This window comes from Sphingobium sp. L-44, assembly GCF_056859495.1.
On record NZ_JBSXOQ010000074.1, the window covers coordinates 20825 to 42741 of the forward strand.

Annotated in this window: 21 protein-coding genes; 12 read left to right on the top strand and 9 right to left on the bottom strand. The window is 66.6% G+C overall.

Going from position 1 to position 21917, the window contains the following annotated elements:
* The first annotated feature begins 17 nt into the window (after positions 1 to 17).
* From cydB to AC13EK_RS07660, 3 genes are all read left to right on the top strand, one after another.
* On the top strand, positions 18 to 1163 hold the full coding sequence (cydB, locus tag AC13EK_RS07650) for a cytochrome d ubiquinol oxidase subunit II (protein WP_069338720.1): 1146 nt from the start codon (positions 18 to 20) through the stop codon (positions 1161 to 1163).
* 11 nt (positions 1164 to 1174) lie between these two features.
* Positions 1175 to 1276 (top strand): cytochrome bd-I oxidase subunit CydX, encoded by a 102-nt coding sequence (cydX, locus tag AC13EK_RS07655; RefSeq protein WP_004207768.1) that lies wholly within the window; start codon positions 1175 to 1177, stop codon positions 1274 to 1276.
* An 83-nt stretch (positions 1277 to 1359) separates the two neighbouring features.
* Positions 1360 to 2055 carry a carboxymuconolactone decarboxylase family protein gene (locus tag AC13EK_RS07660; protein ID WP_069338719.1) on the top strand — a complete coding sequence of 232 codons (696 nt, stop codon included), beginning with the start codon at positions 1360 to 1362 and terminating at the stop codon, positions 2053 to 2055.
* A gap of 45 nt (positions 2056 to 2100) precedes the next feature.
* On the opposite strand, the gene AC13EK_RS07665 is transcribed toward AC13EK_RS07660, so the two are convergent.
* Positions 2101 to 2238, bottom strand: coding sequence for a hypothetical protein (locus tag AC13EK_RS07665; protein ID WP_004207766.1), 138 nt, complete (start codon positions 2236 to 2238; stop codon positions 2101 to 2103).
* A gap of 282 nt (positions 2239 to 2520) precedes the next feature.
* On the opposite strand from AC13EK_RS07665, the gene AC13EK_RS07670 reads away from it, so the two are divergent.
* Both AC13EK_RS07670 and AC13EK_RS07675 read left to right on the top strand, forming a co-directional pair.
* Positions 2521 to 4098, top strand: coding sequence for a glycosyl hydrolase family 79 N-terminal domain-containing protein (locus tag AC13EK_RS07670; RefSeq protein WP_234792510.1), 1578 nt, complete (start codon positions 2521 to 2523; stop codon positions 4096 to 4098).
* 322 nt (positions 4099 to 4420) lie between these two features.
* Positions 4421 to 5227, top strand: coding sequence for a LytTR family DNA-binding domain-containing protein (locus AC13EK_RS07675; protein ID WP_234792509.1), 807 nt, complete (start codon positions 4421 to 4423; stop codon positions 5225 to 5227).
* Positions 5228 to 5237: 10 nt separating this feature from the next.
* Here AC13EK_RS07675 and AC13EK_RS07680 read toward each other — a convergent pair whose 3' ends face one another.
* Positions 5238 to 6014: a sulfite exporter TauE/SafE family protein gene (locus AC13EK_RS07680; RefSeq protein ID WP_010338010.1), complete on the bottom strand. Its 777-nt coding sequence runs from the start codon at positions 6012 to 6014 to the stop codon at positions 5238 to 5240.
* A gap of 282 nt (positions 6015 to 6296) precedes the next feature.
* Between AC13EK_RS07680 and AC13EK_RS07685 the strand changes: the two genes are divergently transcribed.
* Positions 6297 to 7163: an SDR family NAD(P)-dependent oxidoreductase gene (locus AC13EK_RS07685; RefSeq protein ID WP_069338717.1), complete on the top strand. Its 867-nt coding sequence runs from the start codon at positions 6297 to 6299 to the stop codon at positions 7161 to 7163.
* Between the two features lie 66 nt (positions 7164 to 7229).
* On the opposite strand, the gene AC13EK_RS07690 is transcribed toward AC13EK_RS07685, so the two are convergent.
* Both AC13EK_RS07690 and AC13EK_RS07695 read right to left on the bottom strand, forming a co-directional pair.
* On the bottom strand, positions 7230 to 8507 hold the full coding sequence (locus AC13EK_RS07690; protein ID WP_004207760.1) for an MFS transporter: 1278 nt from the start codon (positions 8505 to 8507) through the stop codon (positions 7230 to 7232).
* Positions 8508 to 8538: 31 nt separating this feature from the next.
* On the bottom strand, positions 8539 to 9336 hold the full coding sequence (locus AC13EK_RS07695; protein WP_069338716.1) for a 2-keto-4-pentenoate hydratase: 798 nt from the start codon (positions 9334 to 9336) through the stop codon (positions 8539 to 8541).
* A gap of 120 nt (positions 9337 to 9456) precedes the next feature.
* Here AC13EK_RS07695 and AC13EK_RS07700 point away from each other — a divergent pair, with 120 nt between their 5' ends.
* From AC13EK_RS07700 to AC13EK_RS07725, 6 genes are all read left to right on the top strand, one after another.
* On the top strand, positions 9457 to 10506 hold the full coding sequence (locus AC13EK_RS07700; RefSeq protein ID WP_004207757.1) for a LacI family DNA-binding transcriptional regulator: 1050 nt from the start codon (positions 9457 to 9459) through the stop codon (positions 10504 to 10506).
* Positions 10507 to 10579: 73 nt separating this feature from the next.
* Positions 10580 to 11419: a 5-dehydro-4-deoxy-D-glucuronate isomerase gene (kduI, locus tag AC13EK_RS07705; protein ID WP_483022149.1), complete on the top strand. Its 840-nt coding sequence runs from the start codon at positions 10580 to 10582 to the stop codon at positions 11417 to 11419.
* A gap of 49 nt (positions 11420 to 11468) precedes the next feature.
* Positions 11469 to 12224 carry a 2-dehydro-3-deoxy-D-gluconate 5-dehydrogenase KduD gene (kduD, locus tag AC13EK_RS07710; protein ID WP_483022150.1) on the top strand — a complete coding sequence of 252 codons (756 nt, stop codon included), beginning with the start codon at positions 11469 to 11471 and terminating at the stop codon, positions 12222 to 12224.
* A 90-nt stretch (positions 12225 to 12314) separates the two neighbouring features.
* Positions 12315 to 14711: a beta-galactosidase gene (locus AC13EK_RS07715; RefSeq protein WP_069338779.1), complete on the top strand. Its 2397-nt coding sequence runs from the start codon at positions 12315 to 12317 to the stop codon at positions 14709 to 14711.
* The gene (locus AC13EK_RS07720) at positions 14708 to 15919 is read left to right on the top strand and encodes a glycosyl hydrolase 53 family protein (RefSeq protein WP_069338778.1); all 1212 of its coding nucleotides are present in this window, start codon (positions 14708 to 14710) and stop codon (positions 15917 to 15919) included. The genes AC13EK_RS07715 and AC13EK_RS07720 overlap by 4 nt, the downstream gene beginning before the upstream one ends.
* Positions 15919 to 16860, top strand: a complete 942-nt coding sequence (locus AC13EK_RS07725) for a glycoside hydrolase family 43 protein (RefSeq protein ID WP_069338777.1) — start codon at positions 15919 to 15921, stop codon at positions 16858 to 16860. The genes AC13EK_RS07720 and AC13EK_RS07725 overlap by 1 nt, the downstream gene beginning before the upstream one ends.
* Here AC13EK_RS07725 and AC13EK_RS07730 read toward each other — a convergent pair.
* The 5 genes from AC13EK_RS07730 to AC13EK_RS07750 are packed head-to-tail and all read right to left on the bottom strand — an operon-like array spanning position 16816 to position 21916.
* On the bottom strand, positions 16816 to 18258 hold the full coding sequence (locus tag AC13EK_RS07730) for an efflux transporter outer membrane subunit (RefSeq protein ID WP_069338776.1): 1443 nt from the start codon (positions 18256 to 18258) through the stop codon (positions 16816 to 16818). The two genes, AC13EK_RS07725 and AC13EK_RS07730, sit on opposite strands and share 45 nt — an antisense overlap.
* Positions 18251 to 19153: an efflux RND transporter periplasmic adaptor subunit gene (locus AC13EK_RS07735; protein ID WP_010337503.1), complete on the bottom strand. Its 903-nt coding sequence runs from the start codon at positions 19151 to 19153 to the stop codon at positions 18251 to 18253. The genes AC13EK_RS07730 and AC13EK_RS07735 overlap by 8 nt, the downstream gene beginning before the upstream one ends.
* Positions 19150 to 19365 carry a DUF1656 domain-containing protein gene (locus AC13EK_RS07740; protein ID WP_004209328.1) on the bottom strand — a complete coding sequence of 72 codons (216 nt, stop codon included), beginning with the start codon at positions 19363 to 19365 and terminating at the stop codon, positions 19150 to 19152. The genes AC13EK_RS07735 and AC13EK_RS07740 overlap by 4 nt, the downstream gene beginning before the upstream one ends.
* The gene (locus tag AC13EK_RS07745; RefSeq protein ID WP_069338775.1) at positions 19362 to 21470 is read right to left on the bottom strand and encodes an FUSC family protein; all 2109 of its coding nucleotides are present in this window, start codon (positions 21468 to 21470) and stop codon (positions 19362 to 19364) included. The genes AC13EK_RS07740 and AC13EK_RS07745 overlap by 4 nt, the downstream gene beginning before the upstream one ends.
* Complete coding sequence (locus AC13EK_RS07750; protein ID WP_004209326.1) at positions 21467 to 21916, bottom strand: MarR family winged helix-turn-helix transcriptional regulator; 450 nt, start codon at positions 21914 to 21916, stop codon at positions 21467 to 21469. Before AC13EK_RS07750 ends, AC13EK_RS07745 begins: the two co-directional genes overlap by 4 nt.
* Between the last annotated feature and the right edge of the window lies 1 nt (position 21917).

The window sequence follows — 21917 nt, forward strand, 5'->3', positions numbered from 1 at the left end:
CAACCGGAGTTAGGACAATGACCATTCCGCTCGATTATGAAACGCTGCGCGTCATCTGGTGGCTGTTGCTGGGCGTGCTGCTGATCGGCTTCGCCCTCACCGACGGCTTTGACCTCGGATCGGCGGCCTTGCTGCCCTTTGCCGGCCGGACCGACGAGGAACGGCGCATGATCATCAACAGCGTTGGCGCCACCTGGGAAGGGAACCAGGTCTGGTTCATCCTGGGCGGCGGCGCCATCTTCGCCGCCTGGCCCTTCGTCTATGCCGTCAGCTTTTCCGGCTTCTATCTCGCCATGTTCCTGGTGCTGTCGGCGCTGATCCTGCGGCCTGTCGGCTTCAAATATCGCTCGAAGAAGCCGGATGCCCGCTGGCGGGCCGGCTGGGACTGGGCGCTGTTCGTCGGCGGCCTGGTGCCCGCTTTGGTCTTCGGCGTCGCGGTCGGCAATGTGCTGGTGGGCGCACCCTTCCGCCTCGATGGCGATCTGCGCATGTTCTATGAAGGATCGCTGCTGGGCCTATTCACGCCCTTCACCCTGCTGACCGGCCTGCTTTCGGTCGCGATGCTGGTGCTGCATGGCGCCGGCTGGCTCAGCCTCAAGACCGAAGGGCCAGTGCTGCAGCGCGTGCGCCTTTATGGTCAGGGCGCAGCGATCCTGTCGATCATTCTGTTCGCCATCGGCGGGCTGTTCGTCGCCTGGAGCGGAATGGGCTATCGCGTCGATGGCGTGATCGATCCCAATGGCCCGTCCAACCCGCATCTGGGTGGCGCGGTCGCGGCGGCGGGCGCCTGGCTCGACAATTATGCGGCGCATCCCTGGATGCTGCTGGCGCCGATCCTGGGCTTTGTTGGGCCGGTGCTGGCATTGCTGGGCATTCGTGGTCGGCGCGACACGTTGGTCTTTGCCGGCTCGTCGATCGCCAATGTCGGCATCATCAGCACCGTCGGCCTGTCGATGTTCCCCTTTATCCTGCCCAGCTCGATCGATCCGGGTTCCAGCCTGACCGCATGGAATGCCTCGTCCAGCCACGGCACCTTGTTCACCATGCTGATCTGCACCGTCATCTTCCTGCCGATCGTGCTGGCCTACACGGCCTGGGCCTACAAGGTGATGTTCGGCCGGGTGACCGACCGCGAAATCCGCCTCAACCCCGACTTTTACTAAGGATCCGACCTATGTGGTATTTTGCCTGGATATTGGGCGTGGGCCTGGCTGTCGGCTTCGGCATCCTCAATGGCGTCTGGCACGAGTTCCATTCGGAACCCGGCGAATATTGAGCTGACAGATAGCGCCCCGGCGGTTTGACACAGCCGGGGCGTCGCGCCACCCTATCGCGGCCAGAAGAACGCAGGGGAAGGGCATGGACGAAGAGGCCGCAACTGCCCGCATCGCGCGCCGCCATGCCCAGATATTGGGCGATGTCCCCCGCATCGAAGCGCTGAGCATCGACGAATACAGCGCCGATCTCGACCCGCTGATCCGGCAGATGATCGCCATCAACCAGAGCATCGACGCGCGCGAAGCGGACCTGCTGACCGACGTGACCGATGCCCAGGCACAGGGGCAGGGCGACATGTCCGCCGTGCTGGCGCGCCTGCCCGAAATCATCCGTACCATGATGCGCCATCCCGCGCTGTTCGCCCGCCAGACCGATGTCGGCGTCACGCTGCTGACGCAGGGCAAGCTTTCCGCGCGCGATCGGGAAATGGCGATCCTGCGCGTCGCCTGGCTCTGTCAGGCGCCCTATGAATGGGGCGAGCATGTGATGATCGCGCGCCATGCCGGCATCGGTCGGGAAGAGGTGGAGCGCATCGTGACCGGCTCGGCCGATCCGGGCTGGAACGACCATGACCGGGCGATCCTGCGCGCGGTCGAGGAACTGCATGGCGACGCCATGATCGCCGACGCGACCTGGGCTGTGCTGGCGGCGCGTCTGGACGAGGCGCAACTGATCGAACTGACGGTCCTGATCGGCCAATATCAGGCCGTGGCCTATTATCAGAACAGCCTCAAGCTGCGCCTGCACGGCGGCAACAAGGGGCTGTCCGCCCGATAGGCCCGGCCGTCAGGTCGGTTCAGTTGGCCGGTTCAGCCGATCCGTTCACTCGGCATGTTTCGGGGCGGGACTGTCCACCCTGACGAAGCCGTGCGGGGTCTGGACCCACTGGCCGGCCTTCTTGCTGGTCGGCGTGAAGGCGACGCGGGCTTGGGGGCTGCTAGCGCTACGAATTGGCTTCATGGCTGGATACTCCCTGTTCCTTTTCATTCTATCCAAAATCACGCCGAACGAACCTCGGGAATAGTACGGGGATCGTCTATTTTCGGGATATTTTGTCGGATTGGATATTATTGCGGCCTTGAAATGCAAATTCACAAGTGCCCCTTTTGTTCCTAAGGAAAATCGCAAAATTGGCATGGTTTGGGTGCATCGCCGGCGTGATTGGTTTGTCCAAATTGGTCATGCCAACTTGTGGGGCTGCCGGCGCCGGGTTAGCCTCCCGCAAAATCGAGGGAGGATGCCGTGACGAAGGGCTGCATGTTGATGCTGGGAAGCCTGTCCCTGCTGGCGATGACGGGCGCGATGCTGGGCGCTGCCACGCCTCCCGTCGACCCCGGCCGCTTTGCTCAGGTCGCGAAGGTCGATGACCAGTATCAGGCCTATAATGTCGAGATGGTGGAGGTGGTCGGCGGCCGCTTCTGGGCACCCTATCCCAAGCCGGGCGAGGCGCGGCCCCAGCCGGCAGCCGGCGGCAGCGGCGGCGTCGATATCGCGGCCGTCATGTTCCGCAAGCGCGAGCCGATCGACCTGACCGGCGACACGCGGCTGCGCAACCTCGCCCGCGCGCTCGGGCCGACCTATGTGCGCGTGAGTGGCGGCTGGGCCAATGCCGTCTATTTCCATGACAGCGATACGCCGCCGCCCGCCACGCCGCCCAAGGGCTATCAGAGCGTCCTGACCCGTGCCCAATGGGCCGGCGTCGTCGATTTCGTGAAGACCGTCGGCGGCAAGCTGGTCGTGTCCTTCCCGGTAAGCGATGGCGCGCGCGACGCGTCGGGCCTGTGGGATCCCGATCAGGCGCGCCGGCTCAACGCCTATACCGAGAAGTTGGGCGGCCATATCTACGCCGCCGAACTCATCAACGAACCCAATGCGGGGTCTATGGTCGGCCTGCCCAAGGGCTATGACGCGGCCGCCTTCGCCCGCGACATGGCCGTCTTCCGCGCCTTCCGCGATGCCGATGCGCCGCAGATGAAGATCGTCGGGCCGGGCAGCACCGGCGAGGCCGGCTTCGTCATCATGCCGCGCAATATCGGCGTGGTGCCGACCGATGCGCTGATGAGCGCCGAGCCGCGGCCCAGGGTCGATATCTTCTCCTATCATTTCTACGGCACCGTCTCGAAACGCTGCGCCGCGATGGACAAGAGCGCCGGGATCAGCCCGGACCGGGCGCTGGACGAGGACTGGCTGGCGCGCGCCGACAGCACGGCGACCTATTATAAGGAACGGCAGCAGCGCTTTGCGCCCGGCACCGACATCTGGATCACGGAAACGGCGCAGGCGGCCTGCGGCGGCGACGCCTGGGCAGCGACCTGGCGCGACAGTTTCCGCTATGTCGATCAGTTGGGGCGGCAGGCGAAGCTAGGCGTGTCGGTGGTTTTCCACAATACGCTGGCGGCCAGCGACTATGCGCTGATCGACGAGGCGACGATGATGCCGCGTCCGAGTTATTGGGCTGCCGTCCTATGGGCGCGGCTGATGGGCAATGTCGTGCTGGATGCGGGCCAGAACGCGGGCAAGCTGCATCTCTACAGCCAGTGTCTGCGCGGCACACCGGGCGGCGTCGCGCTGGTCGCGATCAATCTCGATACCGCCAATCCCGCCAGCCTGTCGCTGGCCGGCAAGGCGACCCGCTACACACTGACCGCCGACAATCTGGACGCGGGCAGCGTGAAGCTCAACGGCCGGACGCTGGTGGTGGGGCAGGATGGCGTCCTTCCCGATCTCAAGGGCGTCACCGCGCGAGGCATGCAGTCGCTACCAGCGGCGAGCATTAGCTATCTCGCCTATCCCGATGCCCGCAACCCGGCCTGTCCCTGACGCCTGATACGGCGCCGGGCAGGCCGGGAAGGGGCTGTCCGGCGCATTAGGCCAGGGCCAGGGCAAAGGCGCCCATATGGGCGATAATGGCGCAGCACATGATGGCGATCGCGCCCTTGGTGCTCAGAAAATCGGTCATGGTCGGTCTCCTTGGCCGGTCGGGGCGGATGAACCATTCATCGGCCTGCCGGTATGAGAGGGAGCGATGGCAGCCCACGATTGACGGGCAAGCGGCTTTTCGTCACGCAGGAGGAACAGAAGAAAAAGCGCGGAAAACCGGGCCATTCGCGGTTCGCGTTTCGCGAATGGAGAGGGGGATTGCGTGAAACGTCTCCGCCGTGTGCTGCTCGAACTCTGGGCGATGCTGCCGGTCGCGGCGGTCGTCGGCTTTCTTGGCCCCTTTGGCACCTATTTGTCGGGCGACTTTCTGCTGCGCGCCGGGCGCTGGTGGATCATGCTGATCGGCGCCTATATCCTCGCGCGGCCGACGCTGATCGCCTGGCGGGCGATTGCGCGGGCGACGCGGTTGCCGCGCGGGTCTCTGGTCTTCTGGGGCATGGTCGCCTCCAGCTTTCCCATGGCGCTGATCTGGCGGCTGGTCGGGCGGGACGAGGTGCGACTGCTGGGCGGCTATGCCGGCCTTTTGCCCTTCACCTTGCTCTGTTGCCTGCTGGTGATGACCATCGCCTGGTGGGCGGAGCGGGCGGACGCGCATCTGCTGCGCTATTATGATGAGCATATGGGGCCGGCCTCACCCTTCGTGTCGCCATCGACCGATGGTGCGCCGCCGCTCACGCCGATGGCGGGAAAACAGGTTCGCCTTCATCAGCGTCTCAGTCCGGCTTTCACTGGTCCCATAATCGCCCTGGAGAGCGAGGATCATTATGTCCGCATCCATGGGCCGCATGGCAGCGAACTGATCCTGATGCGGCTGCGCGATGCCATTGCCGAAATGGACGATGTGCCCGGCGCACAGACCCATCGCAGCTGGTGGGTTGCCAGGGCGGCGATTGCGGATGGCGCGGGCCTGACCAGGAGCCGAGACATCCCCCTGACCAACGGCCTGTCCGCACCGGTTGCACGCGATTCCGTCGATCGGCTGCGTCAGTCCGGTTTCCTGCCGGACTGACGCAGCAGGATCAGAGGATCAGGTTCAGCGCGACGATGATCAGGATCGTCGCCAGGATCGTGCGCAGCACCGCTTCGCGCACATGCGAGGCGAGCAGGCTGCCGACGATGATGCCGGGGATCGACCCGATCAGCAGCGATGCCAGCAGCGACATGTCGACCGTGCCCAGCCACCAATGGCCGATGCCGGCCACCAGCGTCAGCGGCACGGCATGGGCGACGTCGCTGCCGACGATCCGGGCGAGCGGCGTGCGCGGATAGAGGATCAGCAGCGCCGTCGCGCCGATCGCGCCGGCCCCGACCGAGGTGATGGTCACCGCCACGCCGACGACCACGCCCAGCAATATGGTGAGATTGCGGGTGGTGGCGGGGCTGCGATCCTGGCCATGGGTGCGCGACCAGGCCGTGATCCGATCGCGGAACAGCAGCACCAGGCCGGTGAGGAACAGCATTACCCCCAGCGTGACCTTGATCGGATCGACCACGGCGGCCGACGGCGGCCCCATTGCCCGCAGCGCCATCAGCGCGCCGATCGCGGCCGGCATCGACCCCAGCGCCAGCCAGCCGACGATCGCCCAGTCGACCGACCGCTTCCAGCCATGAACCAGGCTGCCCACGCTCTTGGTGACGCAGGCATAGAGAAGGTCGGTGCCGACGGCCGCAGCCGGGTGGAAATTGAACAGCAGCACCAGGATCGGCGTCATCAGCGATCCGCCGCCAACGCCGGTCAGCCCGACCAGCGTGCCGACGATGAAGCCCGTCAGGGAATAGAGCGGATTGATCGTCACGGCCGCTCCTGCGGTGCATGACGACAGGCGGTGCGACCCATCATGGCGTCACCTAAGGGCGTTTGCGCTGCCCATGCAAGTCCCTGCACTCGATCCATATCCCTGCGTCCCCCTTATGTTTCGCGGTGGGACATAGCGGACGCCATGGCGGGGTGAAACCCGCCCCTTGCTTGAGGGGGGTGATAGCTTTGCTATGGACGGCGCGCGCCACATATCGCTCCCGCGGCTGTCTGGCCTGCGTCCGACCGCCTAGCGTGCCGGGATAAGCGACAGGAGCAGGATATGGTGGAACGGGCACGGGTGGCGGTGGTGACGGGCGCGAGTTCGGGCATCGGCAAGGCGATCGCCAAGGCCATGGCGCGGCAGGGCTGGCGGGTGATCGGCACCGGTCGCGATCCCGAGCGGCTGGCGGCTGCAGAGGCTGAGATAGCGGCGGAGGCTGCCGGCGCGCCCGTCACCATGTTGCGCGCCGACCTGTCGCTGCTGGGCGGCGCCGCCCAACTGACCCAGGATATCGCCGCGCTGACCGACCGGGTCGACCTGCTGTTCAACAATGCCGGCGGCATGACCGATAAGCTGGTGATGACGGACGAGGGGCTGGAGGCGAATTTCGCCGGCAATCATCTGGGGCCGTTCCTGTTGACCCAGCGCCTGCTGCCGCTGTTGCGCAAGGCGGCGCAGGATCAGCCGGCGGGCGCCGTGCGCATCCTCAACACCGCATCAGACGCCAGCGAGATGATCCCGGCGATCAACCTAGACGACATGCAGAATCTGGAACGGTTCAGCCCCGGCATGGCCTATTGCACTGGCAAACTCGCCAATGTGCTGTTCGCCCGCGCGCTGGCGGATCGGCTGGCGGGGGAGGGAATCGTCGCTCATGCCGTCCATCCCGGCGCGGTCGACTCGAACTTCTTTTCCCACGCGCCGGCCGACACGCAGGCGCGCTCGCGCGGGCTGGACAAGGCGAGCGAGGCGGAGGGAGCGGACACGCTGGTCTGGCTGGCGACCGCACCGGAAGGGGCGGCCAGCAATGGCGGCTATTGGTATCGCCGCGCACCGCGCACGCCCAACAAGCTGGTCGAGGATGCAGCGATCGTCGATCGCTTCTGGCGGGAAAGCGAAAAGCTGATCGCGGCGCATGGCCGCTGAGGAAGCAAGGCGCCCCGGACCGGCAATCCCCATCGCCGGTCCGGGGCAGTCCCTCCCCCAGGGAACTTATTCCGGCACCTTCACCTGCGCCAGGCGCGGCGAAAGCAGGTGGATCGCCAGCAGGGCGATGAAATAGGCGCTGCCCGCCACCGCGAAGAGCGGCGCATAGCTGCCGATGCTATCGAGGATATAGCCCGCATATTTGGCCATCAGCATGCCGCCGATCGCGCCGGCCGTGCCGCCGATGCCGACCACCGATCCGACAGCCGCGCGTGGGAACATGTCCGACGGCAGGGTATAGAGATTGGCGGAAAAGGCCTGATGCGCGGCGGTGGCGATGCCGATCACCAGCACCGCGACCCACAAATTGTCGATCGACTGGGCAAAGAAGACCGGCGTGACCGCAGCGGCGCAGACCAGCATGGTCAGCTTGCGCGCGGCGTTGACGCTGTGCCCGGCCTTCATCAGCCGTCCCGACAGCCAGCCGCCGGCCACGCTACCCAGGTCCGACAACAGATAGATGGCGACCAGCGGCGGGCCGAAGCTGATGAGGTCGAGGCCGTAGCGCTCGCCCAGATAGCCCGGTAGCCAGAAGAGGAAGAACCACCAGATCGGGTCGATGCAGAATTTGCCGATGGCAAAGGCCCAGCATTCGCGCACGGCAATCAGCCGGCGCCAGCCGATCGGCGTGACCGGGTCGGCCGGATCCTGCTGGATATAGGCAAGTTCGGCGGCGCCGACGCGCGGATGCTCCTGCGGCCGGCGATAGAAGATCAGCCAGGCGGCGAGCCAGACGACGCCGAATATGCCGGTCGCGATGAAGGCGAAGCGCCAGCCATATTGGATGGTCAGCCATGGCACCAGCAGCGGCGTGATGATCGCGCCGACATTGGCACCGGCGTTGAACAGGCCGATCGCGAAGGCCCGTTCCTTCTGCGGGAACCATTCGGCCACCGCCTTGATACCCGCGGGGAAATTGCCGGATTCGCCGACGCCCAGGCCAAAGCGGGCGAAGGCGAACTGGGTCACGCTATGCACGCCGCCATGGGCGACATGGGCGATCGTCCAGATGATGATCGCGACGGTATAGCCCAGCCGCGCGCCGATCGCATCGACCAGCCGGCCAAAGCCCAGATAACCGATGGCATAGGCCGCCTGGAACCAGAAGACGATATTGGCATAGTCGGTTTCCGACCAGTGCATCTCGGCCGCCAGCGTGGGCTTCAGCACGCCGATCATCTGCCGGTCGACATAGTTGATCGCGGTGGCGGCGAACAACAGCCCGACGATCACCCAGCGATAGCGCCCGACCCTCTGGGTTGCTCCGGCGACGGCCTCGTTCATTCTCTTCCTCTCCTCTTGCCCTGCGGCCTTGTCAGGCGGCCGCTTGGGGGCGGATGACGCAATGTGCGGTGCCGAGCGGTCCGAAGTCCGCAACCACCGTCTGCCCGACGCGCACTTCATGCACGCCGGTGACGGCGCCTGTCGATATCCATGCGCCCGGTTGCAGCCTTATGCCGCGCGCGGCCAGATTTTCGAGCAGGAAACGCACGGAGCCGATCGGCCCGTCGGGGAAGCTGACCGCGCGGCCGGTGCCGGCGACAACGCCATCGATGCTCAGGCTGATGTCGATCTCGGCAAAGGCCAGATTCTGCCAGTCCGGCACCGCCGCGCCGATCAGCAGGCCGTTATTATTGCCGAAATCCGAAACGGTGACGGCCGGGCCATGCTCGTTGATGCCGGTGAAGGGCGAACTGGCGATCTCCAGCCCGATATGCACGGCGTCGACCAGCGCGGCGGCTTCCTTCAGGGTGAAGCTGGTCTGGGCCGGGTCGGGCGCCTGGCCGATGCGCAGCAGGAATTCCGCCTCCGCCGCGCCAAAGCCCTGGGCAAAGACCAGCCCGGTGGCATCGGGGGTCAGGGCGTGGATGGTCGGGGTGAAGATCGGCCCGGCCAGCCGATCCGCGCCGAAACGCTCGACCAGCGGGGCGGGCACGCGGCCGACCTTCCAGCCGCCGACCGGCGCATTGACCAGCGCCAGTGCCTCCGCCTGGATTGCATAGCCGTCGGCCAGGCTGGGCGGGATCGGGCCGGGATAGTCGGAAAAGCCCGTCGCCTGCTGTCGGGCGGTGACGAAGGCGCGCGCAATGGCGGCAGGGGAAGCGGCGGTCACGATGATCCTCTCGGCTGGTTCTGCCTCTCGGGATGCCTGCAAGAGTAACCGGTGTCAATAGATTTGCCGAGCGACGTATATTGCGCTGGTTGCGGGCCATAAGCGCGCTATAAAAGGGCCATGACAAAGACACCCAGGGACGAGGGCGCCACCGCCAAGCTGACCATCAACGACATTGCCCGCATGGCCGGCGTGTCGAAGAAGACGGTCAGCCGCGTCATCAACAGATCGCCGCTGCTGAACCAGGAAACCCGCGGCAAGGTGGAGGAAATCATCCGCCAGACCGGCTATGTCCCCAATCCGCAGGCACGTGCGCTGGCGCTGGGACGCAATTTCCTGATCGGCCTGATCTACGACAATCCCAATGCCCAGATGGTGCTGAGCATGCAGAAGGGGATATTGGAAGCGCTGCACGGCACTGAGTTCGAACTGGTGGTGCGCCCGGTGGACAGGGGCGCGGCGATGGTGATGGAGGATATCCATAATTTCGTGACGCGCCAGCGCCTGTTCGGCGTTGTGGTGCTGCCGCCGCTCTCCGAAAATGACAGCCTTTCCAAACTGTTCGACGATGCCGGCTGTCGCTATGTGCGCATGGGTTCGGCGCTGCTCGATGACCCTGAACATATGGTCGCCTCCAATGACCGCGACGCGGTGGCCGATGCGGTGCGCTATCTGATCGCGCAGGGGCATCGGCGGATCGGCCTGATCGCCGGGCCGCATGGCTTCCGCTCGGCCAAGGAACGGCGCGAGGGCTTTGAAATGGCGCTGGCGGAAGCCGGCATCAGCCTGCCGCGTAGCCTGGTTGCGGACGGACAATATACTTTTGAATCAGGGGTTTCGGCGTCCGAAAACCTGTTCGACCTGACCTCGCCGCCGACTGCGATCTTTGCCAGCAATGACGAGATGGCGGCCGGCGTTCTCTATGCGGCGCGGCTGCGCGGGATCGAAGTGCCGGAGCAATTGTCGATCATCGGCTTCGACGATACGCCGCTCACCACCCGCGTCTGGCCGCCGTTGACCACGGTGCGCTGGCCGATCGCGGCCATGGGCCGCGCCGCCGCACTCAAGCTGATCGGCACTGCCATCGGCGAGGAGGCGGAGGTCAGCGAGCCGTCGCTGTTCAGTTCGACCCTGATCCGGCGCAGTTCGGTGGCGCCTGCATCGGGCTGATCGATGTCAAGGTTGACACCGGTTTCCGAATTTGCTTCCCAAGGGGCAATTTCGAATAACCGGCGAGGATATCATGTTCGACAAGACCTATTATGCGACCCACCCCGACATGATGGAGTGCGTGTCGAACGAGGAGCTGCGGGATCGCTATCTGATCGGCGGGCTGTTCCGTGATGGCGAATGCGTGCTGAACTACACCCATGCCGAGCGCTTCGTGATCGGCGGCGTGGCGGTAGTCGATGCGCCGGTGAAGCTGCCGGCGCAGACCGAGCCGGCCTCGGCGGCGGGCCATCCCTTCCTGGAGCGGCGCGAACTGGCGATCGTCAATGTCTCGGGCGTGGAAGGCAGTGTGACCGTCGACGGCGAAGTCTTCACGCTCGGCAACAAGGATTGCCTCTATGTGACGATGGGCGCCAAGGACGTGGAGTTCGCCGGCGCCGGCGCGCGTTTCTATCTCGCCTCCTGCCCGGCGCACAAGGCGTTCACCACCCGCAAGCTCGGCATCGCCGACGCCAATGCGCTGGAGCGCGGCAGCCTCGAAGAGTCGAACGAGCGCACCATCTTCCAGCTCGTCATCCCCGGCATCTGCGACAGCGCACAGCTGGTCATGGGCCTGACCGTGCTCAAGCCCGGTTCGGTGTGGAACACCATGCCCCCGCACATCCATGAGCGCCGCAGCGAGATTTATTTCTATTTCGAGCTGGATGGCGATGCCGATCGCGTCTTCCACTATATGGGTGAGGGCGATGCGATGCGTCACATCGTCATGGCCAATGAGGAAGCCGTGATCTCGCCGCCCTGGTCGGTCCATATGGGCTCGGGCACCAAATCCTATGCCTTCATCTGGGCGATGGCCGGCGAGAACCAGGACTATACCGACATGAACGTGCTGGATATCTGCCAGCTGGCCTGACGGTTTTTCGCCCCTTTCGCGCGAGCGGAAGGGGCCAGGGAGTCCTGACATGAGCAATATCTTCGATCTTGGTGGCAAGGTCGCCATCGTCACCGGCGCCAATACCGGCATTGGCCAGGCGATCGCGCTGTCGCTGGCGGCGGCGGGCGCCGACATTGCGGCAGTCGGCCGCACCCCGGCGGAGGAGACCGTCGAGAAGGTTCGCGGGCTCGGCCGCAAGGCGGAGATCGTCTCGGCCGATCTTTCCAGCATCGAACCGGTGCAGCGCGTCGTCGACGAGACGATCGAGAAGCTGGGCGGGCTCGACATCCTCATCAACAATGCCGGCATCATCCGCCGCGCCGACAGCGTCGACTTCACCGAGGAAGACTGGGACGCGGTGATCGACACCAATTTGAAGTCGACCTTCTTCCTCGCGCAGGCGGCCGGGCGGCATATGCTGGCGCAGGGTAGCGGCAAGATCGTCAACATCGCCTCGCTGCTGTCGTTCCAGGGCGGCATCCGGGTGCCGAGCTATACCGCGTCCAAGAGCGGCGTCGCCGGCCTCACCAAGCTGCTGGCGAACGAGTGGGCGGCCAGGGGCGTCAACGTCAACGCGATCGCGCCGGGCTATATCGCCACCAACAACACCGCCGCGCTGCAGGCCGACGAGACCCGCAACCGCCAGATCCAGGAGCGTATCCCGGCCGGCCGCTGGGGCGACCCCAGCGACATTGGCGGCGCCGCCGTGTTCCTGGCCTCGCCGGCCGCCAATTATATCCATGGCCATGTCCTGGCCGTCGATGGCGGCTGGCTGGCCCGCTGATATCCCGTCCTGCGCCGGCCACCGGGCCGGCGCAGGACAACCCCGATCCAAGAGGAGGGCTCAGCCTCCCGTTTCATCACAGGAGGACGGATGCCCGATATCGACCGGCGCACGGCGCTGACTGCCACCGGCCTTGCCGGCCTGGGCCTCGCCCTTCCCGCTGACGCCCTGGCCCAGACGGCCAATAGTCTGGATGCGCGCAAGCCGGGCCTGCCGCTCAAATCCGGGCATCTCCATATGGGGGCCGGCGCCGGGCCGCAGGGGCGGATCGGCATCACCAATCTCTATCTGACCCGCGACGACCGGCCCTGGCTGCCGGTGATGGGCGAGTTTCACTTCACCCGCTTCCCGAGCGAATATTGGGAAGAGGAATTGCTGAAGATGAAGGCGGCCGGCGTCGGCATCGTCGCCTCATACGTGCTGTGGAACCATGTCGAGCTGGCGCCCGGCACACTCGACTGGACCGGCGACCGCGATATCGGGCGTTTCGTGCGGCTCTGCCAGAAACATGGCCTGCTCTTCTTCCTGCGGCCCGGCCCCTGGGGCCATGCCGAGGCGCGCTTTGGCGGCATTCCCGACTGGATCGCCGGCAGCACCCGCACGCGCAGCAACGACCCCGCCTATATGGCGCAGGTCGAGCGTTTCTGGCGCGGGCTGCACGATCAGCTCACGGGGCTGATGTGGAAGGATGGCGGGCCGATCATCGGCATGCAGGTCGAGAATGAATATAATCTGGGTGGCCCCGGCCAGGGCCGGGAACATATCGCCGCGCTGAAGGCGCTGGCGCTGCGGATCGGCTTCGACGTGCCGCTCTATACCGTGACCGGATGGGACCAGACCGTCTATCCCAAGGGCGAGGTGGTGCCGGTGCATGGCGGCTATCCCGACGAGCCCTGGTCGGCGAAGACGGTGAAACTGCCGCCCAAGGAAAATTACCTGTTCCGCTTCGACAGCCGGGTGAGCGGCGACCTGGGCGCGCAGACGCGCGGCGGGCGGCGCGGCGACGCCGACAGCGACATGGAAGACACGCCCTTTCTGGGCGCGGAATATGGCGGCGGCGTGCCGGTCATGTATCGGCGGCGGCCGTTGCTGCAGCCGGCCGACGTGGCGGCGGCGGTGACGACGCAGGTCGGATCGGGCGTCAATCTGCTGGGCTATTATATGTTCCATGGCGGCGCCAACCCGATGGCGAACGGGCGCATGCTGGAGGAAACGCAGCGGTCGAGCGGCTATAATGACTGCCCGGCGATCGCCTATGATTTCCAGGCGCCGATCGGCCAATATGGCGAGGTCAATCCGGTGAGCGCAGCGCTGCGCCCGCTCCATTATTTCCTGGCCGAATATGGCGAGACGCTGGCGCCGATGACGGTGCATGCGCCGGCCGTGCTGCCGGCAGACAAGGATGACCTGAAGACGCTGCGCTGGGCGGTGCGGGCGAAGGGCGACTCCGGCTTCCTGTTCGTCAACAATCATGTCCGCCAATATGGCACGGCGGCGCATCCCGGCACGCAGTTCAATGTGACATTGGCCGGCGGCACGGTTCGCCTACCGAGCCGGCCGGTGACGATCGCGCCGGGCGACAATTTCTTCTGGCCGATCGGCATGGACCTCGACGGGGTGCGGCTCGACTGGGCAACGGCGCAGCCGGTGACGCGCATTGCCGACAGGGACGGGCCGATCCATGTGATGGCGGCCTGCCTGCCCGGCCCGGTAGAGTTGGCCTTTCCGGCGGAGACGAAGGTCGATGCGCCGGCACGCAGCGAAGGCGGGCGGGTGATCGTCCAGGTGCCGCCATCCGCGACGCGGCCGGTGCGGGTGACCGGCGCGGACGGGCGATCGGTGCGGCTGCTGCTGATCGACCGGGAGGCGGCAAAGCGCATCTGGGTCGGCGAGATCGGTGGCGAGCGGCGCGTGGTGCTGAGCGCGGCGGATGCGCTGTTCGGGCCGGACGGGCTGGAACTGCGCCAGCGCGGCGAGGCGCGTTTCGCCTGGCAGATATTGCCCGGCAAGGCGGCGATGATGACGGCGAAGGCGACAGCCATCGCGCCCCTGCCCTTCACCCGGACGCGCGAGGCCGGCACGGCGCCGCCGATCGAGATTGGCGGACCGGCCAAGGCGGCGATGCAGCCGCTGCCCGAGGCGCACAAGGCGGCGGCGGCCTTTAGCTTCACCATTCCGAAGGATGTGTTGGCGAAGGGCGGCGACGCCTTTCTGGAGATCGACTGGCGCGGCGATATCGGCCGGCTGTTCGATGGCCCCGACATGCTGGACGATGCCTATTGGGACGGGCGGGTCTGGCGGATCGGCCTCAAGCGCTTTGCCGCGCGGCTGGGCCGGCCCTGGACGCTGACGGTGATGCCGCTGCGCGCCGATGCACCCATCTATCTGGATGATGCAGCGCGGGCGAAGCTGCCGGCGGGGGAACAGGTCGCGACGCTGGAGGTGCTGCGCATCGTTCCGGAATATCGCATGGAGGTGAAGGCATGACCCGGTTCACGCGTCGCGGCACATTCGGCCTTGCCACCCTGCCCCTGCTGGCCCGGCCGGCGCTGGCCAAGGTGAGCAAGAATGGCGCGCGGCCCGGCGCCTATCTGATCGGCGCTGACATCAGCTGGGTGCCCGAGGATGAGGCGGCGGGGGCGCGCTATTTCGTGGATGGCGAACAGAAGGACCCGATCCTGATCCTGCGCGATGCCGGGTTCAACGCGATCCGGCTGCGCATCTTCGTCGATCCGGCCAAGGGCTATTCGAAGCGGGAGCCGGACAAGGGCTGGGCTGGCCTCGCCCAGACGGTGAAGCTGGGCAAGCGGGTGCGCGATGCCGGCATGGGGCTGGTGCTGAGTTTTCATTATAGCGACACCTGGGCCGACCCGGAGCATCAGGCGGTGCCGGCGGCCTGGGCCGGTTATGACCTGCCGGCGCTGGCCAAGGCGGTCGAGGCGCATACCCATGACACGCTGGTGGCGATGCGCGCGGGCGGCGCGCCGGTCGACATGGCGGTGATCGGCAATGAAACGACCTTCGGCATGTTGTGGCCCCATGGCCGGGTGAAGCTGTCGACGTCGACCGGCAATCCGGTGACCGACGCCAATCATGCCAAGGTCGGCGAAGTTGGCGGGTTCGACGGCTTTGCCGCATTGCTGCGCGCCGGGATTGCCGGTGCGCGCCGGGCCGAGCCGGGGGTGGCGATCCAGGTGCATAATCATCTGGGCCGGCACTGGCCGATCGTGCGCGAATGGACCGATGCGCTGATCGCCCGGCAGGTGGATTTCGATGTGGTCGGCTTTTCCTGCTACCAGCAGCGGGCGCAGGGCGACTGGGCCACGACCTTCAGCGAATATGTGAAGCGCTATCCCGACAAGGGGCTGCTGGTCGCCGAATATTCGAGCCGCAAGCGCTATATCAACGATCTGGTCCACGCCCTGCCCGGCAAGCATGGCTGGGGCACGTTCATCTGGGAGCCGATCCGGCATCAGGAAGCGATTTTCGATCAGGACGGGCATAATGCCGGCGAAGGCGCCAAGCCCGACCTGATCAGCCAGGGGCTGAACGGGGCGGAGGCGCCGGGCGGGCTGGCATCGCAGCAGCCGGTTGCCCCCAAGCCCGAACCGACCGGGCCGATGGGCCATGGCGGCGACTATGTCGCCAATGAGCTGATCACACTCTACCCGCAAATGGCCAAGGATTATCGTTGATGAGACGGCGCGACTTCACATTGGGGCTGGGCGCATTGGCGCTGGCGGGGTGCGCCACCCGGTCGGCGGCGCGCGCCGATGACCTGCTGGTCTTTGCCTATTTCACCACCGGCAAGGGCGAGGCCGACGGCCTCAAACTGGCGGTGAGCGAGGATGGCTTTGCCTTTCGCACGCTGGCGGGCGGGCGCAGCCTGCTGGTGCCGCAGGTGGGCGAGAAGAAGCTGATGCGCGACCCCTATCTGTTCGCGGACAAGGGCGTCTATCATCTGCTGTGGACCACCGCCTGGGAAGGGGTGACGATCGGCCATGCGACCAGCCGCGATCTGGTCCACTGGTCGCCGCAGCGCGCCATCCCGGTGATGCAGGACGTGCCCGGCACCCGCAATTGCTGGGCGCCCGAGGCGGTGCGCGATCCGGCGACCGGGCGGCATATCCTGTTCTGGTCGAGCACCGTGACCGGACGCTTCACCGAGACGGCGGGGACATCGGAATCGGGCTATAACCATCGCCTCTGGTCGGTCAGCACCAGTGATTTCGAGACGTTCAGCACGCCCGCGCCGCTCTATGATCCCGGCTTCAGCGTGATCGACGGGACGTTCGCGCAGGCGCCGGGCGGCGGCCTCTATCTGATCGTCAAGGACGAGACGGTGCAGCCACCGCACAAATGGCTGCAGGTGGCGAAGGCGGACAGCCCGACCGGGCCGTTCGGCCCCCTGTCACCGCCCTTCTCACCTGGCTGGGTCGAGGGGCCGATGAGCGCGCAGGTCGGCGATGCGCTGCTCTGCTATTATGACGTCTACAAGGAGGGTCGCTGGGGCGCGGCGATGACCCGCGACATGGTGACGTGGACCGACGTCAGCGCGCGCCTGACCATGCCGGCCGGCGCGCGCCACGGATCATTGCTGCGGGTTCCCCGCGCTCTGGTCGACCGCATCGTCTGAGGTCCAGCCGCCGCCCAGCGCCAGGAAGATGGCGATCTGGTCCTGCACCAGCTGGACGCGGGCGGCCGCGGCCGAGGATTCGGCGCTGGCGAGGCTGCGCTGGGTATCGAGCAGGTCGAGGAAATCGCTGCGGCCGAAGCGGAACAGCTTGTTCGCCTGCCCCGCCGAGACATTGGCGCTGTCGCGGGCGCGATCGAGCGCAGCGGCCTTTTCCGCATCGCGGCGATAGGTTTCGAGCGCGGTTTCGGTCTGGCGCAGCGCTTCCAGCACGCTGCCGTCGAAGCTGGCGAGATCGGCCTGCACCTGGGCATCGGCCTGGGCGATGCGGGCGCGGACCACCGGGCGGTTGGGGAAGGTCCAGCTGATGAGCGGGCCGAGGCTGAAGCCGAAGGCGGAACCGGAGCCGAAATCCTTGAGCGGGCCGGACAGGCCGACCGAGCCACCGATGCTGACCTGCGGATAGAGATCGGCCATGGCAACGCCCAAAGTCGCGGTGTCGGAGGCGATCATGCGTTCGGCCTGGCGGATGTCGGGGCGGCGGCGGATCAGCTCGGTGCCATCGCCCACCGGCAGCGGCGCGCCGAGCGACGGCAGGGTGGCGCAGCCTTCCACATCCCTGGGGTAATCGGCGGGCGGACGGCCGAGCAGGGTGGCGAGCAGATAGAGGCCGCTCTGGCGCTGGGCTTCATAGACCGGCAGCGTCGCCTCGCTCTGGTCCACCGCCGCCTGGGCGCGGCTGACGTCGAAGGCGGTACCGCGACCGCCCTTGAACAGGCGCTGGGTGGCGTTGAGCGTATCGCGCTGGAGCGAGACGACCCGGCGATTGACGCCGAGCGCATAATTGGCGGCGCAAACCTGGGCATAGGCCTTGGCCGTGGCGGCGGCGACGCTGACGCGGACATAGTCGCGCGCGGCGGTCACCGCCTCGACATTGGCGCCGCTCGATTCGATCGCGCGGCGGATGCGACCGTTGAGGTCGAGCGGATAGGAGGCGCTGAGGCCGAAATCATAGCTGACCGAGCCGGGCAGATGCTGGGTCACGCCCGAGGGCCGCGCCAGCGTTTCGCCGCCGCTGATCGTGGTGCTGATCTGGCGCCCCGCCTCGGTCTCGCGCAGCACAGCCTGTGCCGCCGTCAGATTGGCATCGGCGACGCGCAGGTCGGTATTGGCGGTCAGCGCCTCGGCAATCAGCGCGTCGAGCCGGGGGTCATTATAGAGTTTCCACCAATGGTCGGGCAGTTCCGCATTGCTGAAGCCCGCGCCCTGCGCCGACTGGAAGGCGCCCTGCGCGCCCGGTGCGGTCGCGGCCGAATGTTCGGGCGGATGATAGTCCGGTCCGGCGGTGGCACAGGCGCTGAGGGCCAGGGCCACCAAGGATGTGGCGATACCCTTACGCATGACGGCAGCTTCCCGGCTTGGCATCCTTCTTCGCCGGTTCGACCGTCACCGTGGCGGTGCGGCCCGAGATCAGCGTGATATTGGCCGGGACATTGGTGAGCTTCACCCGGACCGGGATGCGCTGGGCGAGGCGGACCCAGGAGAAGGTCGGCTCGACCGTGGGCAGGAGATTGCCGGAATCGCTGCGGGTCGAGTCATTGATGCCATAGGCGATGCTTTCGACCTTGCCGTGCAGATCCTGCTTCTCGCCCATCAGGCGGACGGTGACCGGCGCGCCGATGCAGACCAGAGGCAGCTTGGTTTCCTCGAAATAGCCCTCGACCCGCAGGCTGTCGCTGTCGATCAACGCCATCGCCTGGGTGCCGGCGCCCAGATAGTCGCCGGGATGCAGATCGAGATTGGTGACGACGCCGTTGACCGAGGCGCGGACCTGGGTGCGCTTGAGGTTCAAGGCGGCGGCGTCGCGCGCGCTGCGTGCCTCGGCCAGCGCGGCCTGCGCGGTGGCGACGCGGGCGACATTCTGTTCATGGCTTTCCTTGGCGACGAGATCGCCCAGCGCCAGATCGCGGGTCGCCTCTCGCCGGGCCTGGCCGAGCGTCGCCTGGGCGCTGGCGATCTGCGCTTCCGCCTGTTCCAGCGCCAGCGCATAGCGCGGCGTGTCGATGACGAAGAGCAGGTCGCCCGCCTTCACCTGCTGATTGTCGCGCACCGCGACCGAGGTGACGAGGCCGCCGATATCGGGGGTCACGCGCACCACGTCGGCGCGGACACGACCGTCGCGGGTCCAGGGGCTGCGCTCATAATGGTTCCACATCCACACCGCGACGATGACGGCGAGGATGACGATGATGATGGTGGCGGCGCTGCGGATCAGCGTCCCGGTCAGGCGGTTCATAGGCGGATTCCCAGCATCGGAACGAGAATGGACAGGCCCCCGAGCGTCAGCACGAACAGGCTGAGGTCGACGAGTGCCCGATAGGCAAGAAAGCGGTAGAGGCCGAACGCCGCGATCAGGCGGGTGAGGCCATAGGTGAGGATGAGCGCGGCCAGCGCCAGCGCCAGCAGCGTGGGGAAGAAGACCCCGTCGATGGACAATTCGCCGGTCATGCGGGAACTCCGGTCAGGGGGGGCTTTGGGGTCAGGGGGGGCATGCGATAGCCGGCGCTGTCGGCAAAGAGATTACGGCGCAGGCTGACCAGCGCCAGGATCGCATCGCGGCGGACCGAGGGCGCGGGATTGGCGGCAAGGTCGCCGATGGCGCTGTCGATGTCATCGAGCAGGGCGGGATCGGCGGATGCCGGTGCATCGGGATCGAGCCGGCGATAATGGTCGGCCACGCCGCCCAGCACCCGGCCGAGCGGGGCGCCTTCGTCAAAGGGAAGATCGACGCGGAGCTGGCGCAATTCGCCGATGGCGACACCGGTGCGCAGGTCGCGCAGCGCGTCATAGAGCGGCTTGCCGCTGTCGGTGCGAATGGCGGCGAGGCGCGGGGCGAGCAGCGCGATGCGATCGAGCATGCGGTTGATCCAGCCGCGCACATCGGGCTGGGTCATGAGGTTGGCGCGAGTGGCGATATCCGCCCAGCCGGCGCGCACGGTGCGGCGCACGGCGCGTTCCACCCCGGCCGATTGCAGCAGGCCGGCCATGATGATGGCGAACCAGATGCCGACCAGCTGTGCCACCGAGCCGTTCACATAGGAGGCGAAGGCGCTGACATAGGCACTGGAGAGCAGCACCGGACTGCCGAGGCCGAGCAGCGTCGGCAGCGCAATGCCCATCCAGCGCGGCGAGGCCATCATTGCGCCCAGTATCAGCAGCGGCGGCGCATAGGCCAAAGCGAGCATGGCGAAGCCGTCGAGCCGGGGCATGATGGCATAGCCATAAAGCGCGCCGAGGAAGGTGGCGATGATCGTGCCGATCATGAAACCCTTGAGCGGGGCGAGCGGATTGTCCGACGCCGAGAAGAGGGCAAGGAAAACGCCGGCCAGCATCACCGCGCTGCCGCCGTCGTGCCAGCCGCTGCCGATCCACAAGGCACAGCCGATCGTCACCGTCATGAAAGCGGCGAAGGCGCCGCGCGCGGCACCGGCATAATCGCGATGCAGTTCGCGGTTGCGGCGCCCCTCCAGCAGTTCGGCGACGCGCGGCGTCACCGGGCTGCGGCTGTGGGTCAGCATCTGGTCGAACAGGTCGCGGCAATCGCGATGGACCGCGATCAGCGTGCCGAGGCGGGAATAGAGGCTGAGCCGCATCATGCCGGCCCAGTCCATATCGCTGTCGGCTGCCGGTTCGAGCGCGGCGCAGCGGTCGATCAGCGCCTGGGCGCCGGCGGCGCGGGTGGCGCTGTCGGTGCCGGGATGATCGAGCCAGTCGCGCGCATCGGCGATCAGCTGTTCGACCTGGGCCGGGACGATGCCGCCATTGGCCTGTTTCAGCATGGCCAGCCGATCCTCCACCGCGGCGCCGAGCGGCAGCAGCAGAGAGAGCTGGTCCTGCATCGCGCGCACGGTGCGGACGCGCGGCGCGAGGCGGCTGATGTCGAAGGGCAGATGGATCGACATCTGGTGCAGTTCGGTGACGTCCTGCGCCAGGCGGCGGCGTTCGGCATCGAGACCGGGCACCGGTTCGGTCGCGATCGCGTCGCGCGACCAGCGTTCGGCATCGCGCAGCATGGCTTCGACACGGGCGAACAGATTGCCGGTGATCGAGCCGGGCAGGACGACGCCATGGACGATGCTGCCACAGGCGATGCCGATCCAGATTTCCTGCACGCGCAGGGTGGCGACGGTGAAGATGGTCTGGGGCGAGTCGACGTCGGGGAAGACGATCAGGCAGGCGCTGTAGCCGGCCAGCACGAACATGTAGGAGCGCGGCGTGCGATCGAGCAGCGAGACGAAGACGCAGAGCGCCAGCCAGGCAGCCATGGCAAGGGTCAGAAGTTCGGGCGAATTGACCAGGGGCGGGACGATCGCGACCGAGAAGGCGGCGCCGACGATGGTGCCGATGGCGCGGAAGATCGCCTTGGAAATCACCGCGCCGGCGAGCGGCTGGGCAACGATATAGGAGGTGAGGAAGGCCCAATAGGGGCGTTCCAGGCCAATGCTGAGCGCGACATAAAGGGCCAGCATCGCCGCCAGGAAACATTTGAGCGAGAATAGCGCGGCGGGAACGCCGAGGCGCTCGCTCCAGGCTGACAAAGCGGCCTTTTTCATGACTGGCCCCGGCGCTCCCCGATACGGCGTCGCAGCAGTTCTAACAGATTGACCGCCGTCTCGATATCCGCCTCTGGCACACCATCGAGCAGGTCGTTGCGCATGTTGCTGAGCCGCGTTTCGATGCGGCCGACAAGGTCGCGACCGGAGGTGGTGAGCGACAGGCAGTTGGACCGGCGATCCTCCGGATTGGGGGTGCGCTCGATCAGGGCAGCGGCCTGTAGATGGTCGAGGGTGCGAACCAGCGAAGGCTGGGTGATGCCCAGCACGTCGGCCAGTTCGATCTGGCGCACGTCGGCGCCCAGCCGGTCGAGATAGAGAAGGCACCAGCCGGCGGAATTGGAGACACCAAATTCGGCCAGGGTGGAATCGGCAAGCTGGCGCCAGAGGCGCGCAATCTGCGGCATATTATGCGCCAGGGCGCGCTGAAGTTCGGTCCGATTCACG

What these genes read in the sequence shown, in the direction of transcription:
- cydB (WP_069338720.1), top strand. Translation starts at nt 18, where the DNA reads ATGACCATTCCGCTCGATTATGAAACGCTGCGCGTCATCTGGTGGCTG.
- cydX (WP_004207768.1), top strand. Translation starts at nt 1,175, where the DNA reads ATGTGGTATTTTGCCTGGATATTGGGCGTGGGCCTGGCTGTCGGCTTC.
- AC13EK_RS07660 (WP_069338719.1), top strand. Translation starts at nt 1,360, where the DNA reads ATGGACGAAGAGGCCGCAACTGCCCGCATCGCGCGCCGCCATGCCCAG.
- AC13EK_RS07665 (WP_004207766.1), bottom strand. Translation starts at nt 2,238, where the DNA reads ATGAAGCCAATTCGTAGCGCTAGCAGCCCCCAAGCCCGCGTCGCCTTC.
- AC13EK_RS07685 (WP_069338717.1), top strand. Translation starts at nt 6,297, where the DNA reads ATGGTGGAACGGGCACGGGTGGCGGTGGTGACGGGCGCGAGTTCGGGC.
- AC13EK_RS07690 (WP_004207760.1), bottom strand. Translation starts at nt 8,507, where the DNA reads ATGAACGAGGCCGTCGCCGGAGCAACCCAGAGGGTCGGGCGCTATCGC.
- AC13EK_RS07700 (WP_004207757.1), top strand. Translation starts at nt 9,457, where the DNA reads ATGACAAAGACACCCAGGGACGAGGGCGCCACCGCCAAGCTGACCATC.
- kduI (WP_483022149.1), top strand. Translation starts at nt 10,580, where the DNA reads ATGTTCGACAAGACCTATTATGCGACCCACCCCGACATGATGGAGTGC.
- kduD (WP_483022150.1), top strand. Translation starts at nt 11,469, where the DNA reads ATGAGCAATATCTTCGATCTTGGTGGCAAGGTCGCCATCGTCACCGGC.
- AC13EK_RS07715 (WP_069338779.1), top strand. Translation starts at nt 12,315, where the DNA reads ATGCCCGATATCGACCGGCGCACGGCGCTGACTGCCACCGGCCTTGCC.
- AC13EK_RS07720 (WP_069338778.1), top strand. Translation starts at nt 14,708, where the DNA reads ATGACCCGGTTCACGCGTCGCGGCACATTCGGCCTTGCCACCCTGCCC.
- AC13EK_RS07725 (WP_069338777.1), top strand. Translation starts at nt 15,919, where the DNA reads ATGAGACGGCGCGACTTCACATTGGGGCTGGGCGCATTGGCGCTGGCG.
- AC13EK_RS07730 (WP_069338776.1), bottom strand. Translation starts at nt 18,258, where the DNA reads ATGCGTAAGGGTATCGCCACATCCTTGGTGGCCCTGGCCCTCAGCGCC.
- AC13EK_RS07735 (WP_010337503.1), bottom strand. Translation starts at nt 19,153, where the DNA reads ATGAACCGCCTGACCGGGACGCTGATCCGCAGCGCCGCCACCATCATC.
- AC13EK_RS07740 (WP_004209328.1), bottom strand. Translation starts at nt 19,365, where the DNA reads ATGACCGGCGAATTGTCCATCGACGGGGTCTTCTTCCCCACGCTGCTG.
- AC13EK_RS07745 (WP_069338775.1), bottom strand. Translation starts at nt 21,470, where the DNA reads ATGAAAAAGGCCGCTTTGTCAGCCTGGAGCGAGCGCCTCGGCGTTCCC.